Here is a 17642-nt window from a genome sequence, read left to right on the forward strand (position 1 = left end):
GCATGCTGACTCATTCACTTGCTGACCTCAAACAGAGCATTGCGTCATGGCGGTTGTGGACGCTGCTCGGCTGGCTCGAAATCCGGCAGCGCTATGCGCGCTCGCGGGTCGGGCCGTTCTGGCTCACGATCAGTATGGGCGTGATGATTTCATCGCTTGGCGTGGTCTACGGCACGTTGTTCGGGCAGAAGATGAATGAGTATCTGCCGTTCCTGGCGTGCAGTCTGGTGCTGTGGGGCATGTTTTCGGCAACCATCCAGGAAGGTAGCGTCGCATACATCAATAGCGCGTCCTACATCCGTCAGATGGCGACCCCGAAGCTGATCTATATCCTGCAAGTCGTCTGGCGGAACCTGATCGTCCTCGCGCATAACTTCGTGATCGTCATCATTTTGCTGGCGATCTTCGGCGTAAAGCGTTGGGAAACGTTGCCGATCTTCATTCCGGCGCTTTTTGTTTATGTCATCAACGCGATGTGGATCGCAATGACGATCAGCTTGCTGTCGGCACGGTTCCGCGACCTCCCGCAGATCGTCGGCGCATTGCTCCAGGTTGCGTTCTACGTGACGCCGATTATTTTCCGTCCCAACTCGCTGACCCGCTTTTCGTTCATCGTCGAATGGAACCCGCTCGCATACCTGATTGACGTGGTGCGCAGCCCGCTGATCGGGCAGATGCCGAGCACGACGACATGGGCAGTCACGATCGGCATGGCGCTGATTGGATGGCCTGTCGCGCTGTTCATGACCGGGCGCTATCTCAAGCGCATTCCGTACTGGGTTTGAGGTGCGTAACATGGCATACATTGAACTGAAGAACGTAACGCTCGATTTGCCGATCTTCGACGTGCAGGGGCGGTCGCTCAAGAAACAAGTGCTCCGCATGGGGCGGCGCAACCGGATCGCCGAGGATAACGACGGTGTGATCGTCGTGCGCGCGCTCGATAACGTGAACCTGCGTTTCGAGCGTGGCGACCGCGTCGGCCTGATCGGGCATAACGGTGCGGGGAAATCGACGTTGCTGCGAGCGATGGCGGGCATCTATCCGCCGACGGCCGGCACGGTCTCGCGCGACGGGAAAGTCGTGCCGCTGCTCGATATTGGCCTCGGCATGGACGAGAACTCGACTGGTATGCAGAATATCCGGCTCCGGGGGCTGCTGCTCGGCATGTCCGATTCGGAGGTTCGCTCGAAGCAACGCGAAATCGCCGAATTTTGCGAGCTCGGCGATTATCTCGACCTGCCCATTCGCACGTACTCCAGCGGGATGAAGGTGCGACTCGCGTTTGCGGTGTCGACCGCGGTCGACGCCGAAATCCTGTTGCTCGACGAAGTGATGGGCGTTGGCGACGCATCGTTCATGCACAAGGCCGAGGCACGACTGGCGGATCTGCACAGTCGTGCGGAAGTCGTCGTGCTCGCTATGCATTCGAACTCGGAAATTCGTAAGGTGTGCAACAAGGTGCTCTGGATGGAGCGCGGAAGCGTACGGGCATTCGGGCCGACGGAAGAGGTCGTGTCGGCATACGAGGCCACAACGGCCTGAGCAACATCCATATGCGGCCGAGCCGGTGCATGCCGCGTCGGCCGTTCGCGGGCTCGTTGTGAAGCATGCGTGCGCGACGGCTGCGGGAAGGTCCGGCGCAACATAGAGAATCGTCGGGTCGAGGGCGCTGCAACGAGGGCGCCGGAAGACACGGCAAGGTGTGGGGCAAATTGAAACTGTTGGAGATACATTCGCTGGCGAAGCGGGCAGCCGGAGGTGGCGGCCTCCGCGCTGTCCTGCGCAAGGCATATGGCGTATATCGCCGCGAGGGCATCGCCGGCGTGATGCACAAGCTCGTTTGGCTGCGGGCCGGCGCGCCCGGAATCATTGGTCGCGACGACTATGTCGATTGGGTGCGTCGTTATGACCAGGTCGATGATGCGACGCGGGACGCCATTCGGCAGCACATTGCCGGTTTCAATCGTTTGCCGTTGATTTCCGTGGTCATGCCGGTCTATAACCCCAAGCCCGAATGGTTTGCCGCGGCGATCGATTCGGTACGCGGCCAGCTTTATCCGCATTGGGAATTATGCATCGCCGACGACGTATCGACTGATCCGGCCGTGCGTCGGTTGATCGAGCGCTACATGAGCGAGGACCGGCGTATCAAGGCCGTATTTCGCGAAGAGAACGGGCATATTTCTGCCGCCTCGAACAGCGCGCTGGCGCTGGCGACGGGCGAATGGGTCGCACTTCTCGATCACGACGACTTGCTGCCGGAACATGCGCTTTACCATGTGGCGAACGTCATCGAGCAGAATCCTTCCGTGCGGATGATCTACTCCGACGAGGACAAGATCGACGAGTCGGGCGTGCGCCACGACCCTTATTTCAAGTGCGCATGGAACCCCGACTTGTTCTATTCGCACAACATGTTCAGTCATCTTGGCGTCTACGAAAGAGCGCTGATGAATGAAGTGGGAGGGTTCCGCGTCGGGTATGAAGGGTCGCAGGACTACGATCTGGCGCTGCGCTGCAGCGAACGCACGGATGTCGCGGCGATCCATCACATTCCACACGTGCTTTATCACTGGCGGGTTCATTCGCGGAGCACCGCCTTCAGCTCGGATGCGAAACCTTATGCCGCGGTCGCCGGAGAGCGGGCGCTCAACGAGCATTTCGAGCGGCGGGGCGTGGACTGCAAGGTCGAGTACATCGGCTACGGCTATCGTGCCCGGTACGCGTTGCCGGCGACGCAGCCGCTCGTCAGCCTGATCATTCCCACACGCAATGCCGCCCAACTGGTGCGCCAGTGCATCAGCAGCATTTTCGAGAAGACCACGTACGCGAACTATGAAGTCATCCTGATCGACAACGGTTCCGACGATCCGGAGGCATTGCGCTATTTTGAATCGATAGCCGGGGATCCCCGTATTCGGGTCTTGCGCGACGACAGGCCGTTCAATTATTCCGCGTTGAACAATGCCGCCGTCGAACATGCGAACGGTGAGCTGATCGCGCTGCTGAACAACGATATCGAGGTCATATCGCCGGACTGGCTATCTGAAATGGTCGCGCTGGCGTTGCAACCGGACGTCGGGGCAGTGGGGGCGAAGCTTCTTTACCCGGACGATACAATTCAGCATGCCGGATTAGTCTTGGGCATTCTAGGCGTAGCCGGGAACGCCCACAAACATCTGCCACGCGCGGCGCGTGGATATTTCGGCAGGGCAGGCCTCATCAACGCCTTCTCGGCGGTCACTGCGGCTTGTCTTGTCGTGCGCACGTCGATCTATCGAGAGGTGGGCGGGTTGAACGAGAAGGATCTGGCGATCGCCTACAACGATGTCGACTTTTGCCTTCGCGTCGGTGAGGCCGGGTATCGAAACGTTTGGACCCCATTTGCAGAGTTGTATCACCACGAGTCGGCCACGCGCGGACGTGACGACGATCCGGTCAGGAAAGCGCGCTTCGATCGCGAATTCGAGTACATGAAGCGACGTTGGGAGGACCGCTTGGAGCATGATCCTTGCTACAGCCCAAATCTGACTTTGGCGCGTGACGACTTTGGCTTGGCATGGCCGCCGCGGGTGGAAGTGCCCGCATAGCCGCTGGTGCCGAGCTTCTCGTGCATGCAGTTCTTAGAGATTCATCATTTTGCGGAGTTGACGTGAACGTATATCCGGTTGTCTTGTGTGGTGGCAGCGGTACCCGGCTCTGGCCGATGTCACGTGGCGGGTACCCGAAGCAATATCTGAGGCTGACGGGCAGTCACACGCTCGTGCAGCAAACGGTACGGCGTTTGCACGGTATGGCGGATGTGAATCCTCCGATCGTGATCACCAATACGGAGCAGCGCTTCCTCGTTGCCGATCAGTTGCGCAGCATTGAAGTGGCGCCTTCGGCAGTCGTGCTCGAGCCGGTGGGAAGGAATACGGCGCCGGCGGTGGCCGCCGCCGCGCTGCTCGCACTGGAACAGACGCCGGATGCGTTGCTGCTCGTGCTGCCTTCGGACCATGTCATTCTCGACGACGCAGTCTTTGCACGAATCGCGTCGACCGCCCGCGACATCGCGAACGAAGGTCACCTGGTGACCTTCGGTATCGAACCGACAAAGCCGCACACCGGTTACGGCTATATTCGCAGCAGCGGCGCACTGGCATCGCATGAAGGCGCCTACGGCGTGGACGCGTTCATCGAGAAACCGGATGGCGCCACGGCGGAGCGGTTTCTCGCGGACGGAGGCTACTACTGGAACAGCGGCATGTTCATGCTCAAGGCGTCCGTGTACCTCGAGGAACTGGCGCGTTTCGAGCCCGCTGTTCTCAAGCAGGTCGAACTGGCGCTCGCGCAGGCGAAGCGCGACGACGATTTCGTGCGACTCGATTCCGCCGCGTTCCAGGAAAGCCCGAACATCTCGATCGACTATGCGGTGATGGAGAAGACCGATCGCGCAGTGATGGTTGCCACGACCGGCCTCAACTGGAGCGACATCGGTTCGTGGGCGGCGCTAGCGGAGATTTCCGCCTCGGACGAGGACGGCAACACCGTGCTGGGCGACGTGCTGACGGACGAAGTGACCGACAGCTACATTCGCGCGGATCACCGGATGGTCGCGGCGATCGGCGTCAAGGATCTCGTCATCGTCGAAACCGCGGACGCGGTGCTCGTCACGCATCGCGACGAGTCGGAACGCGTGAAGAAGATCGTCGAGCGGCTCAGCGCGATGGGCCGGCATGAATCGGTCACGCACCGGAAAGTCGTTCGGCCCTGGGGCTCCTATGAAAGCATCGACCAGGGCGAGCGCTTCCAGGTCAAGCGCATCATCGTGAATCCGGGCTCGTCGCTGAGTCTGCAAATGCATCATCACCGCGCTGAACACTGGATCGTCGTGCGTGGTACGGCACGCGTTTTCAATGGCGATCAGGTGACGCTGCTGAGTGAAAACCAGTCGACCTACATTCCGCTCGGCGTGACGCATCGCCTGGAAAACCCAGGGAAGATTCCGCTCGAACTGATCGAGGTCCAATCCGGGTCCTATCTCGGCGAAGACGACATCGTCCGCTTCGAGGATCACTACGGGCGAGTTGTTGCGTCGTCGTAGACGCCACGTGAATCGCTGAGGCTTTCGATAACCTCCGGCAGGCTCGTCATGGACGCGTGCCGGTAACCGAAAGCCCGGTGGCGAAGGCGGAAAGGCGGTGTCCGGGCATGCATGCTGCCCATGAACGGAGCCGCTGTCCGCCGGTCTGGAAATGAACGTAGCCAAGGTTGGGACGAGGGTCTTCCCCGGCTGCCAACGTAAAGCAAACATGACTATTGAAACTGCACTGAGAAAAACCCTGCTTGTCATCCCGTCGATCAACGGCGCCAAGCTTCTGGAGCGGATGCTGCCTACGCTTCGGATTCCTGGCGAACTGGTCGTGGTGCTGGATCAGGGGAGTGCGGACAATACTGAAGAAGTATGTCGCAGGGCAGGTGTCGGCCTGCGACAGCTTGGGCGAGCGCACACTTATACCGAGGCGTGCAACATCGGCGCGGAAATGGCCAGGGAGCGCGGGTGTGATTTTGTCTTTGTCGCCAACAACGACATCACGTTTACGACCGACGTGATGCGCGAGCTCCTCGCGGAGCTTTTGACGGATCCCGACCTCGGCATCGTGGCGCCGGCGCAGATCCTCATCGACAAGACCGCCACGCAGAGAAAGCTGGCTTACCGGGCCTACTGGGATCTCGAGAGGCTGACTTTCACTCACGATTTCGTCCTGCCTCCAGGCGATACGAAACGTCTCGAAGCCGATTTTTGCGAGCTGACCCTTGCGGGCGTGCGCATGTCGGTCATCGACAAGATCGGTTTTCTCGACAACGAGTATGGGTTCTATCACGAGGATGCGGACTTTGGCTTTCGCGTGCGGGAAGCCGGATACACCTGCGCGTATCTGACCTACTCGCAGATCGAGCACTGGACGAGTTCGACCGTTGCGGAGAAGCCGAGCGAATTCAAGCTCAACTATCTCGCGAAGAACAAGCAGCTGTTCGCGCAGAAGTTTCTTGGACACTATGTTTCCCACCGGAATCATCACTCGAAAGAGACGAATTCCTGGAACATCGTCAACAAGAATCTTCATCCGTATTTGAGGCGCTATGGCCTCGTTCATCCGGCCGCGCCGGAGCTTGTCTTTTCACATCCGGGCGCAAAGCCTTTCGACTGTCTTTATACGGTTTGGGAAACCACGCGTTTACCCGAGCCGTGGCTGGCATTCAAAGAGGACTACAAAATGGTGCTGACCTCTTCCCGTTGGGGAGTGGAGGTACTGAAGCGTGCCGGTTTCGATCGCGTTCATTACGCCCCTCTCGGCATCGAAAGCGATGTCTTTCAGCCGTGGGGGCCGTCGATGCGCTTTGCGGACGGGAAAACCTTCCTGTGGTTTGCCAGCAATCAGTATCGAAAGGGGCTCGACGTCATGGTCAAGGCATGGCGCTCCTTTCATCGAATGCGGCCTGACGCCAGGCTGATCCTGATGGGCACGGGTATATTGAAAGCCATGCCGAGCCCCGACAGCTCGCGCATCTGGAGGAATTTTCGGATTGCCGAGTATCTTTCGGAAGGGATCGCCGTTTACGAAAGCGTCGCAGGCATGGACGAGGAGTTTTTGGCAAGCCTCTATCGCAGCGTGGATTTCACGGTTTGTTCGTCCCGCTCGGAAGGGTTCGGGTTCGGTGTTGCCGAATCCATGGCGTGCGGTACGCCAGCCATTTTCGGGAATTTCAGCGGAATGGCCGACTTTGCGATTCCCGATGCGTTGTTGCTGAATGGCACCGAGATCCCGGCTGACTACTCTGACAAGGGTTTCGGCACGATCGGGACCTGGTGGGAGCCTTCCGTTGAACATCTGGCAACGTTGCTGCTGGAAGCAAACGACATGGATGCGGCGCGATACCGGCTTCTTTCGGAGGCGGGTGTTCGAGCCATTCGCGCGAAGTTTTCGTGGCGCGAATGCAGTCTGTCGATCCGTAGAGCGCTGATTGAGGAAAACGAAGGAAAATTGGCGGCGTCGACAGCGCGATCGAAGACGTCGGCGAATGCGCGTGGCGTGGGCGGAATGAAACGGACGCCGTCGCCTGGCGGGGCAGGCTGGCAGCCGGCCGGTGCGGGCGTGTCCATGAGATGGAAAGGCGTTGTCGTGCGAGGGCTCCGACGTGGCGGCTTTCTGGCGACCTTCTTTGCGGATCGTCTGGAGCAACAGGGTTGGAAGCAAGCGCTCGCCGCATCTTCGAAGCAACTGGTCGCTCCGTTTTTCCGGACACGGGGGAAGTGGCTCAGGCAGCGCATCACGGGCGAAGGGCAGGCATCGGATCAGCAGGCGCCGGTTCTCCCCATCCGTTTCACGAGCGAACCGCTGGAACTGCGGGATGGCGTCCTGTTTATCGGATACGCCGAAGGCGCATTGGGATTGGGGCAGGCATTCCGTGCAAACCTGACGGCGGCCGAAGCGGTTGATTTGCCGTTTGCCGTCTACCCGTTCCGAGTGGGGATCGAAAGCCGCTTGATCGGGGAATACATGCCCCATCGGTACGACAAGAAGCATCCGTATGACGTCAACGTGATCGAGGTCGCCTGCGACCAGGTCCCCGCCGTGTTTCGGGAGCTGGACCCACGACTGTTGGCGCAGTCCTACAACATCCTTTGCCCTTATTGGGAGCTTTCGAAGGCTCCGGAGGCCTGGCGTGGAAATCTTGCCCACATTCACGAAATATGGGCACCCAACACGTTCATCGCCGACGCGTTCGCGCACATCTTCGACGGACCGATCACCGTCATGCCGCCCGCGATGGACGATACCGGCGGGGACCATCCGGGACGGGCGCACTTCGGCATGGACGAGAAGCGTTTCTATTTCATGTTCAGCTTCGATTACTATTCGTCGCCATTCCGGAAGAATCCGCTCGGTGTCCTGCATGCATTCCGGGAAGCCTTCCCGCTCGGCGATGAGAATGTCGGGCTGGTGATCAAGTCGACCGGGGCTCCCGATCACTTCCCCGATATCAAGGCTGTCGTTAGCGATGCAATGCGACAGGATCCCCGGATCCTTATGTTCGACTCAAACATGGAGCGCAACGAAATGCTTGGCCTGATCCGTTCGTCGGACGCTTACGTGTCGTTGCACCGTGCCGAGGGTTTCGGTCTTGGCATGGCGGAAGCGATGACGTTCGAGCGTATCGTCATTGGTACCGATTATTCCGGTTGTACCGATTTCCTGACTGCCGAGACAGGCTATCCGATTCCGTACCAGTTGCGGCCGTTGGCGCCAAACGAATATCCGTGGTCTGAAGGGCAGTACTGGGCCGAACCCGATCAGGATACTGCGGTTGACGTGATGCGGCAGGTCGCTGCAGATCCGTCGGAAGGGCGCCGGCGTGGCAGGATTGCGCGCGACCGCATCTTGCGCAGCTACGGTTCCGTTCCTGTAGGCGAGGCGATGCGTGACCGGCTTGAAGTGCTTTGGGCGAAACGTCGAGCCGAACGGTCGTCACGAGATTGAGAACCGGTCGGTTCAACATCTCGTCGCGTGAACGCATGACGTTCATTTAATTGATTTTGCGAAGTTCCTGTCGAGATCGCTTGAAGGGGTAAATTGATACCCTGCCAACATCTCAAACGCAATTCGGAGCACCTTATGACTGTGGACCAACTGAAGCAAACCGTGAAACGCTTTGCGCGACCTTTACTGGGTCCGTTGCTGTTTCGCTTGAATCGGCCGTTGATCTTGATCGAGCCTCGGCTCCAGCATATCGAGAACGAACTTCGATCGTCGCTTGCGACCACGGATCGCCTGAAGCAGGAGTGCGGCCGAAGCCAGCGGACGATCGACGACCTGACCAAGGTCTGGTTGCGGGTGCGCAATGACATGAGCGGAATCGACAATCGGCTCACGCATCTGTCGGACATCGAAGCGCGGCTCGACCCGGTTATCGCGACGGCGGTCGAAAAGCGCTTTGAATCAGTGGCGAACAGCTCTGCGAAGTCGATCGACGGTCTTCGACAAGACATGGCGCAGCGCAGTGCCCAAGTCGACGAGACCTTGCGCTACTTGCTCGATCGCGTCGAATTCGTGCGTCGCGAAATGATGTACGAACTGAGTTACGGCGCCGGACGCAACGCCAGCCCGGGCGCCGTGTCGAGTGATGTCGTCGCGAAGGTGTTGGCGCCGGGCAAAGTGGAACAGGCCAGGGCCGCGGGTAGCTTCAAGGTCAATCTGGGGTGTGGTCACATCGCGATGCCGGAGTACATCAATGTCGACGCCCGTGAGGTTCCGGGCGTGGACGTGGTGGCCGATGTCGGCGGCCTGCCTTTCGACAAGGGGAGTGTCGACGAAGTGTTTTCATCGCATCTCGTCGAGCATTTTCCGCAAGAGGAATTGCGTCGGCGATTGTTGCCGCACTGGCGGTCCATGCTGAAACCCGGTGGACGCTTGCGCGCGATCGTGCCCGATGGCGACGCGATGCTCAAGGGGGTCGCGGCAGGAAGCTACTCGTTCGATGACTTCCGCGAGGTATTGTTCGGAAGTCAGGATTACAACGGCGATTTCCATTTCAACCTGTTGACACCCGAAAGTCTCACGAAATTGCTCGAAGAATCCGGATTCGGGCAGGTCGAAGTGCCTGTTCGTGGTCGCCGCAACGGCCAGTGCTTCGAATTCGAGCTGTCCGCGATCCGCTTGGGATCGATGGACGAACATCAATGAGTGCCAACGGGAAGCCGGCGTGCTGAATCGCAACCGGCATGCGTACCCGTCATTAGAAGATCCAATCGTGCTTTCAGATATCAAGAAGCGCCGCAGGCGAATCCTTATCGTCAGCAATCTATTTCCGCCCCACGTGTTGGGCGGCGCGGAGGTCGTGGCTCGGCGACAGGCGCTCGGCCTTGCGGCGAGCGGTTGCGACGTGGTCGTATTTGCGGGAAGAATTGCGGAAAACGCAGATGCCCGGGGACGTCTCGATCGGGAGGACGACGACGGGATGGTGGTGTGGCGCACCAGCGTGACATCGTTCGAAGCCAACGACAATTTCAGGAACGACCGCGTTGCTGAGCACTTCAGGGCCATATTGAATTCGGAGCAGCCAGACCTGGTCCACTTTCACAATATGGCCGGTCTCGGGATGCATCTCATTCCATTGGCGCGTCGTCGAGGCATTCCGGTGGTGGTCACGCTCCACGACCTGTGGGGGGTTTGCTACCGCGGCACGAAGCTTCGCGACGACGGTTCGATCTGCGGCAACACGGAAGAGTGCGGAACCCATTGCAGCGCATCGATTCGCCCGCATGATCTGGCGCACCCGGTGCCGATGCGTTTGCGGCGTGACTATGTCAACTGGTGTCTCGGGCACGCTTCGGCGCTCGTGTCACCGAGCGTTTCCCTCGCCGACGCATACGTGCGAGCGGGCGCGGCCCAGCGCGAGCGAACCTTCGTGATTTCGAACGGCATCGATCTCCGCCCGTTTCGGGAAATGAAGCGCGTGCCTTCTGCGGCGACCCGCTTTCTGTGCGTCGCCTACATGGGGGAGCACAAGGGGATTCCCGATCTCATCGAAGCGGCGAAACGTCTGGCTGGTGACGTGTCGTTGAAAGGGCGCTGGTCGCTCACCATCGCGGGTGACGGCCACTTGCTCGAAGACATCAGGCGTCAGATTGCCGAATTGGGGCTCAGCGAGACCGTCCAGTGCCTGGGGCGCGTGCCGCGCGACCGGATCATTGAATTGATGGGCGCCAGTGACGTGATCGTGTTGCCTTCGCGGTGGCCCGAGAACGAGCCTGTATCGCTTCTTGAGGCGATGGCGGCAGGGATGGCGCAACTGGCGACGGACGTGGGTGGCATCGGCGCGTTGATCGAGCCGGGAAAGACGGGGATGCTCGTGCCGCCATCGGCTCCGGACCGGCTTGCCGAAGCCATGCAGGCATACATCGACGCCCCCGAGCGCGCGCGCGAAGAGGGCCAAAGGAACGTGGCTCGTCGCGAAGGATATGCGGAAGAAGCCGCAGTCGCACGCTTGCTTGACGTCTATGAGGACGTGCTGGCGAATCCGCGCTCATTGCCCGACGAACCGGTGGTGCTGTGCGCGGGTGGCGCGCCGGGCAGTGAAACCGTCGATGCGGTGCAGTCGCTCCATCAGACGGAAGACGAGGTTGGCGCAGGGCGACGCGTGCGCTTGCTGTGGCACGACTGGTTGCCGGCGGACGCGTGGGCCGACGCTGCCGCCTTCTGGAACTGGAGCGAGGACATCGAGTTTGCGGCGGCATTGCAGGCCATCCGCTGGGGATTGCCGATCATTGTCTCCGCCGAATGCAAACCCCTGGCGATGGTAGGACACAAGTTCGGTGGCGTTCGTGCCGTCGCGTCCGTTGCCGACGTCCGGGGCCTGCTGGCAAGCGTCGCGGTCGATCCTGCGGCATTGCCTCGTGCGTGGAATTCGCGAGGCGCCGCCGACATGCTTGCGGCAATCGCGCCGCAAGCGTCCTTCCATATCCCTTGCCCGGACATTTGGCCATGAATTTGACGAAAGTAGATCAGGTACGGAGGCGCCACTTCGTTATCTGCAACGAGCGCCTGTTGCCGCGCTTCGGGGTGGATCGTCTCCTGTTGGTGCTGGGCCAAAGCCTGGTGCGGCAAGGACATCTTGTTACGTTCGTGTGCCTGCGCTGTGACGAGGCCGCGGTTCGACAGGTTTCGCCCGCGTTGCAGGTATGGGACGACGTCGGGCGTCTGTCGATCGTGTCCGCGGAGGAGAGCGCGGCCGAGCATTTGCGTGAACGCTGGAATCAGATGTTTGCCGAGCAGGGTCCCGATGTTGTCATTGTTGGCGGCTGGCCCTTTTTCTCGGCTGCGTCGGTTTGTGCCGAGCGCGGCGCCAAGTCCGTCTTCATCGACGCCGGCGCGGTTCCTCAGGACGGCATGCCGGAGGGCGCGCTGCCGACGCAGCGCGAACTGCGGCGCATCCGGGCGCGCGAACTCCCCCGATTCAGCGCGGTCCTGCCGATCAGCGCGTTCATTCGCGAAACCCAGACCCTGCCGGACAGGGGCAGCGCGGAGGGCGTGGAGACGATCCTGCTTGGCGCCGATCACCTTCAGAGCTCCCTGTTCGGCGCGCCTGACGGCGGTCATGTCGATGACGCGGCATTGAGTCGCGTACGGACGCTCGTCGCGACCGGTTTCAAGCCGGTGATGCTGCTTGGGCGTTTCGAGGCGCTGGGCTACAAGAATGGCCCGGTCGGTCTGCAGGTATTCGAACGTATCCACGAGAGCGTTCCTGAAGCGAGGCTGCTGGTGCTGGCGCGCGAGGGAGAATTCGCGGTGCCCGAGAAAATCGCCGATGCGGTTGTATTTCTCGGTTTCGTCGGTGATGCCGCACTCAACGAGATCATGCGCCAGTGCGAATTGGGCATGACCGTGTCGCTCTGGGAAGGCTTTAATTTGCCATTGGCGGAAATGCAGTGGTTGAGTCGCCCGGTACTTGCATTCAGCCTGGGCGCCCACCCGGAGGTCATTGCGGATCCGTGGCAACTCTGTGGTCAACCGGACGACATGGTTTACAAGGCCGTGCGCATTTTGACGCAGGGCGTGCCGTCTCATCTGACCGAGGCGCGGTTCGAGCGGTTTCGTGCGTCCTTTGGTTGGAAAGCGACGCTTGACCAATACTTGTCGGCACTGGCGCGCATTGCGGATCAGCCGGCGGGCGAAACGCGTCCTGCGGAATCCGCCGCGGCGGCAACGCCGAGACTGGTGCTGGTGGATTGCAGCAATTCTTCGATCGATCCTGCCAACCCTGGCGTGATTCGCGTCACACGGCGTTTGTGCCGAGCGCTTCAGGGTTCAGTCGGGGTGATGCCGGTATTCGTGCGCTGGGATCCGGGCATCGAAGGCTATCGACTGCTCACCGATGGCGAGGGGGAAACGTTGGCGGCCTACGACGGCCCGGCGCACGTCTCGTTGCGAGACGTGTTCGGAACTGTCGAAAATTACCTGAAGGTGTTCGGTAACGGTGAAGGCAAGGCGGCGCCCGTATTCTTTTTCCCCGAGGTCGCGCTGGACGGTACGGTCCACAAGCGGGTTTTATGGGCGCGCGCGCGAAATTTCGTTGTCAGTGGCATTTTGTACGATGTCATCCCGATTTCGCATCCCCCGTTTTGTGCGCGAGAGGTCGTCGAGAAGTTTCCCGGCTACCTGGAGGCACTGGCTTCGTTCGATGCCATCTGGTCGATTTCGCGCGAGAGTCTCAAGGAATTCCAGGGTTATGCCGCGCGGGTCGGACTTCCATGCCCGTCGGGAGACGCCGTTTATCTGCCGGGCCAGTTCGGCGCCAGGCCGCGTGTGCAGGCATTCGCCGACGAGCCCGGTGACGGGGTGCTGACGATCCTCTGTGTCTGCAGCATCGAACCTCGCAAGAACCACCGTACATTGGTGGAGGCCTATCGGTTGCTGCGAGCGCGTCGCCCGGATCTGCCGTTGCAACTCGTTCTGGTCGGTCATCGTTTCGCCGAAGCGGACGACCTGATTGCATGGCTCCAGCATATGATGGAAGAAGATCCAAGTATCAAATGGACCGGCTTGCTGACTGATGAGGCGCTCGCCGATGAGTTTCGTCGCGCCGCCTTTACCGTCTATCCGTCGATTGTGGAGGGCTACGGGTTGCCGATCATGGAGAGCCTTTGGATGGGCACACCCAGTCTGTGCCATTCCGAGGGGGTCATGGCCGAACTCGCGGAAGGGGGCGGTTGCATGACCGTGAACATGCTTGACGAACATGCGCTCGCAACGGCGATGGAGCAGCTGGCCGCGCAGCCGGAGTTGCGTCGCCGCCTGACGCGAGCTGCGCTCGATCGCAAGATCTTCGGTTGGGCCGATTACGGCTCGGCAATCGAGGCGCGAATCGCGGAGTGCGTCGGCTAAGGAGTTGATCTGGCTTGATGGTCGGGGCTGGGGCAAGCGGCGCTCGTCGTCGCTCTGCGCAGCGTCGACCACGGGCTGGGTGTCCCTGCCTTGTTTTCACGTACAGCAACTCATGCGCGATCAACCTGGCCTCTTGGTCGACGGGGTAAGGTGGTCGATCGAGGTATGCAGGCGTTGCCGATTGTAATCACCCTCAACCCAATGACGATATCCAGGCGGGCTTGAGGGCACGTTTCCTGGAATCGCGAACGGCGGCGTGGGGAAGAGAGCAGCGCTGGATCGGCATGCTCGTCTCCGTCGCACGCATAGCGATCTGGAACGCGCTTCTGCAGAATTATCGCAGCGTGCTCTGCTGGAGAGTCGATTCAGCGCGTTCCGTATCCGGAGTCATTGCATGTTGTTTGTCGTCTTGATGCTGTTTCCAAACAAGACGCCACAAATCTTCTCCGATGTGAATTTCCCGAGCTTTATGCTCGGTGTCTCGACGTATCGGTGCATTAGTGCGGCAATCGGGATCGTGAGCACGGGGGTCAGGATTCCAATGACAATGCCGGAGGCGAGATAGTGCTCTCGGAAGCCGTTTCCGGTGAGTCGGTCAGCCCAATGCTCGAGCAGTTCGAGGCCCAGCGGATGCAGCAGGTAGAGACTGAATGAAATATCTCCGAGGAACTGAGATACCGGCAGATTGAAGAAGCGCTTTGGCCAGGTATCCTTGTCTTCGGATATCAGGGCGATAAGCAGGAACGCAGTAATTCCCTGGAAGATGACGACATTGGGCGAATCGTATTGAGTAAACAAGACACCGTAGATCATCAGCAGCATGACGATCGAAGCGTTCACACCCGGTACGTCCTTGGCCAGTTGCTTTCCGAAATTGGTGCAAGTGAGGAAGCCCAGTGCAAAAAGAAACGCATACGTCGAAAAATATGGCAGAAAGCCGAGAATCGGGCTGTCTTTGAATAGCAGGAGCAGGGCAAGCAGGATGACGAGCGCCTGAGCTCCATGTTTTCTGTAAGACCATGCGGCGATCAAGATCAGCGGGGCAGCCAATAGTTCGACAATCAATGTCCAGGCCACGCCGTACATCGTGATCTTGGTCAAAGTCGCGTTGACCAGGACGAGGTGCAGGTCCGGCCCCATCCCCCAACCCGCGAATCTATCCATGACGAAGAACATGAGCACATAGGCGGCGAGTGCTACCCAGAGCGGGGGATAGATGCGGAGAATTCGCTTGATCATAAAATCGATTGAACTCTCGGGGATGCTTTTCCGAGACCGCATCAGCGACTCGAGCAATACTTTACCGCTCAACACAAAAAAGATGACGACGGCGAGGCTTCCGTTGAAAGTCGATACGAGCAACTTGGTGGCAACGGCATGGGCGGAAGTTTGCGCCTGCATGGGCAGCATCAGTGCTTCGTGAGCGGCTTTCGACGGAATATTGATGCCGTGATAAATCGCCACCGATAACGCGGCCCAACCTCTGAGGCCATCAAGTTGTGTGTTTCTCATTTCGATCCTGCGGATGCCTGAAGTTTTCCCGGGGCGGTGCGTGTGTCGTCGCGCCCGCGATCACCAGGCAGTTCAAGAGACGGGCGCCAACGTCGCGCTCCGGCCGGCCGACGTCGGCCTTGGCGGGGAAGCGCCGAAGGCTGGATGGCGCGGGATCACGACGTGGCATGCCGGGACGGAGCCACGGGATGCGGCTCACCCCCTTGTCGACGCCGCAGCCCTTACCGGATTATCCCGGTGAATTCTCGAGCATCCATGCCAGCGTCGTCTTCAACGGAATGGGTTGGACGCGTCCGATCGCTCGCTCGAGCTCCGCGCAATTTCCGATCAGCTTGATAACCTCGTTTTCTCGCACGAACTGCGGGTTGACGCATATCTCCGGAGCCTGTCCGGTCAACTCCTGCATGATGGACAGAACATCGTGAAGTGAATGTCCGACACCGGAGCAAACGTTGAAAGTGCGTCCGGCAAAATCGCCTTCAATCAGCCGGCGGTACGCGGACACCACCGAGCGAACATCCGAGAAATCGCGAATGACGTGTAGATTGCCCAACTCGATTCGGGGTGCCTTGTCGCGGAAATGGCGAACGATCTTCGGCAGCACGAATTTGTCGTCCTGCCCGGCGCCCGTGTAATTGAACGGTCTTGCGACGACGATCGGAAGCTTTCCCGCCCACATCCGCGCAACCAGTTCCATCGCGTACTTGCTGATCGCGTAATCGTTTACCGGCGCTGGCGGGACGTTTTCATCGAGTATTTCCCGATCGCTGTTGCCATAGACGTTGGCACTGCTCGCGAGCAATACCGACCGGGGGCGGCACCCGGCATGCTCGAGCGCATCAAGCAGGTTGCGGGTGCCGACGACGTTGGTCTGGTAGATCCCCCCGACGTCGCCATGCTGCACGAATGCGATCGCCGCAAGATGCACGACCGCGTCGGGTTTTTCGGCGGACAGCGTCTGGGCAAGGCCTTCGCGGTCGAGCAGATCACATACGTGCGCTCGCCATGGCATATCCACTTTCTTCGACCGAACGACACCACACACGTCGTGGCCGAATTGAGTCAACTCTTCCGCCAGGTAGCGGCCGGTAAATCCATCCAGCCCTGTTACGAAGACTTTTGCCATGCTTGCTTAAAAGGAGAACCCGGCTTCGTTCCGGCGAATATCCGCCTCGACCATCATCTGGCAAAGCTGCTCAAGCGTCGTTTTCGGCTCCCAGCCGAGTTCCTCGCGCGCCTTGGCCGGATCGCCGATCAGCAAATCGACTTCGGCCGGCCGGTAGAACTTCGGGCTGATCCTGACGATCGTCTTGCCTGACCGCGCGTCGACACCGGTTTCCTGTTCGCCGCTACCTTGCCAGGCAAGCTCGAAGCCCGCCGCTTGGGCAGCCATGGACACGAAGTCGCGAACGGTCTCGGTGCGATTCGTGGCGAGCACGTACGTATCGGGGCGTTCGGCCTGGAGCATGCGCCACATGCCTTCGACGTACTCCTTCGCATACCCCCAATCGCGCTTGGCGTCGAGGTTGCCGAGTTCCAGCACGTCGAGTTTGCCGAGGCGAATCTTGGCAAGGCTGTCCGTGATCTTGCGCGTGACGAATTCCCGCCCGCGCAGAGGCGATTCGTGATTGAACAGGATGCCGCTGGCGCCGAAGATGTTGTAGCTTTCGCGGTAATTGACCGTCATCCAGTGTGCATAAAGCTTGGCGACACCGTACGGGCTGCGGGGATAGAACGGGGTGGTTTCCGTCTGCGGGACGGCTTGGACCTTGCCGAACATCTCGGACGTGCTGGCCTGGTAGAAGCGAATCGCAGGATTGACGATGCGAATTGCTTCGAGCAGGTTCAGCGCACCAAGGCCGGTGATCTGTGCGGTGGTCGTGGGTTGGTCGAACGAGACGCCGACGAAACTTTGCGCCGCGAGGTTATAGACTTCCGTTGCTTGCGTGGTCTGAAGCAGGCGGATGCTGGATCCGAGATCGGTCAAATCGTATTCGACGAGGTGAAGCTGGGGATGGCCGGCAACGCCGATCTCTTCGATCCGCCAAGTGTTCACCGAACTCGTACGGCGATAAGTGCCATACACGGTATAGCCTTTCTCAAGGAGAAGCTGTGCGAGGTAAGCCCCATCCTGGCCTGTAATGCCGGTGATAATTGCAACAGTCATTTGATATTCGGTTGGTTCGTGTATTAAGGTTT

At 59.9% G+C, this 17642-nt stretch carries 11 protein-coding genes and 1 pseudogene; 8 read left to right on the plus strand and 4 right to left on the minus strand.

Annotated elements, in window-relative coordinates:
• Positions 1 to 2 precede the first annotated feature (2 nt).
• The 8 genes from OEJ37_RS12595 to OEJ37_RS12630 all read left to right on the plus strand — a co-directional run bounded on the left by OEJ37_RS12595 (position 3) and on the right by OEJ37_RS12630 (position 13931).
• Entirely contained in the window at positions 3 to 785 is a 783-nt protein-coding gene (locus tag OEJ37_RS12595) for an ABC transporter permease (protein ID WP_152863468.1), read from the plus strand.
• A 10-nt stretch (positions 786 to 795) separates the two neighbouring features.
• Positions 796 to 1545 (plus strand): ABC transporter ATP-binding protein, encoded by a 750-nt coding sequence (locus OEJ37_RS12600; protein WP_175919003.1) that lies wholly within the window; start codon positions 796 to 798, stop codon positions 1543 to 1545.
• 284 nt (positions 1546 to 1829) lie between these two features.
• Complete coding sequence (locus OEJ37_RS12605) at positions 1830 to 3593, plus strand: glycosyltransferase family 2 protein (RefSeq protein WP_263344502.1); 1764 nt, start codon at positions 1830 to 1832, stop codon at positions 3591 to 3593.
• 62 nt (positions 3594 to 3655) lie between these two features.
• On the plus strand, positions 3656 to 5089 hold the full coding sequence (locus OEJ37_RS12610) for a mannose-1-phosphate guanylyltransferase/mannose-6-phosphate isomerase (protein WP_174420100.1): 1434 nt from the start codon (positions 3656 to 3658) through the stop codon (positions 5087 to 5089).
• Between the two features lie 208 nt (positions 5090 to 5297).
• Positions 5298 to 8528, plus strand: a complete 3231-nt coding sequence (locus OEJ37_RS12615; protein WP_263344449.1) for a glycosyltransferase — start codon at positions 5298 to 5300, stop codon at positions 8526 to 8528.
• A 135-nt stretch (positions 8529 to 8663) separates the two neighbouring features.
• Entirely contained in the window at positions 8664 to 9731 is a 1068-nt protein-coding gene (locus tag OEJ37_RS12620; protein ID WP_174420052.1) for a class I SAM-dependent methyltransferase, read from the plus strand.
• A 19-nt stretch (positions 9732 to 9750) separates the two neighbouring features.
• Positions 9751 to 11535: a glycosyltransferase family 4 protein gene (locus tag OEJ37_RS12625; RefSeq protein ID WP_263344450.1), complete on the plus strand. Its 1785-nt coding sequence runs from the start codon at positions 9751 to 9753 to the stop codon at positions 11533 to 11535.
• Positions 11532 to 13931 (plus strand): glycosyltransferase family 4 protein, encoded by a 2400-nt coding sequence (locus OEJ37_RS12630; protein ID WP_263344451.1) that lies wholly within the window; start codon positions 11532 to 11534, stop codon positions 13929 to 13931. The genes OEJ37_RS12625 and OEJ37_RS12630 overlap by 4 nt, the downstream gene beginning before the upstream one ends.
• Before the next feature lie 115 nt (positions 13932 to 14046).
• Here the strand turns inward: OEJ37_RS12630 and OEJ37_RS35120 are convergent.
• From OEJ37_RS35120 to gmd, 4 genes and pseudogenes are all read right to left on the minus strand, one after another.
• A pseudogene (locus OEJ37_RS35120) lies at positions 14047 to 14167 on the minus strand (IS3 family transposase); the annotation flags it as partial.
• Between the two features lie 151 nt (positions 14168 to 14318).
• Positions 14319 to 15443 carry an acyltransferase family protein gene (locus tag OEJ37_RS12635; RefSeq protein ID WP_174420055.1) on the minus strand — a complete coding sequence of 375 codons (1125 nt, stop codon included), beginning with the start codon at positions 15441 to 15443 and terminating at the stop codon, positions 14319 to 14321.
• Between the two features lie 229 nt (positions 15444 to 15672).
• The gene (locus tag OEJ37_RS12640; protein WP_174420056.1) at positions 15673 to 16569 is read right to left on the minus strand and encodes an NAD-dependent epimerase/dehydratase family protein; all 897 of its coding nucleotides are present in this window, start codon (positions 16567 to 16569) and stop codon (positions 15673 to 15675) included.
• Between the two features lie 6 nt (positions 16570 to 16575).
• Positions 16576 to 17610: a GDP-mannose 4,6-dehydratase gene (gmd, locus tag OEJ37_RS12645; protein WP_152863488.1), complete on the minus strand. Its 1035-nt coding sequence runs from the start codon at positions 17608 to 17610 to the stop codon at positions 16576 to 16578.
• Between the last annotated feature and the right edge of the window lie 32 nt (positions 17611 to 17642).

The organism is Burkholderia sp. BKH01, from assembly GCF_025685725.1.
In the GTDB taxonomy this organism is placed as follows: domain Bacteria; phylum Pseudomonadota; class Gammaproteobacteria; order Burkholderiales; family Burkholderiaceae; genus Burkholderia; species Burkholderia pyrrocinia_C.

Coding starts and splice junctions, on each gene's coding strand:
- OEJ37_RS12640 (WP_174420056.1), bottom strand. CDS start 16,569: ATGGCAAAAGTCTTCGTAACAGGGCTGGATGGATTTACCGGCCGCTAC.
- OEJ37_RS12630 (WP_263344451.1), top strand. CDS start 11,532: ATGAATTTGACGAAAGTAGATCAGGTACGGAGGCGCCACTTCGTTATC.
- OEJ37_RS12605 (WP_263344502.1), top strand. CDS start 1,830: ATGCACAAGCTCGTTTGGCTGCGGGCCGGCGCGCCCGGAATCATTGGT.
- OEJ37_RS12635 (WP_174420055.1), bottom strand. CDS start 15,443: ATGAGAAACACACAACTTGATGGCCTCAGAGGTTGGGCCGCGTTATCG.
- OEJ37_RS12620 (WP_174420052.1), top strand. CDS start 8,664: ATGACTGTGGACCAACTGAAGCAAACCGTGAAACGCTTTGCGCGACCT.
- OEJ37_RS12600 (WP_175919003.1), top strand. CDS start 796: ATGGCATACATTGAACTGAAGAACGTAACGCTCGATTTGCCGATCTTC.
- gmd (WP_152863488.1), bottom strand. CDS start 17,610: ATGACTGTTGCAATTATCACCGGCATTACAGGCCAGGATGGGGCTTAC.
- OEJ37_RS12615 (WP_263344449.1), top strand. CDS start 5,298: ATGACTATTGAAACTGCACTGAGAAAAACCCTGCTTGTCATCCCGTCG.
- OEJ37_RS12595 (WP_152863468.1), top strand. CDS start 3: ATGCTGACTCATTCACTTGCTGACCTCAAACAGAGCATTGCGTCATGG.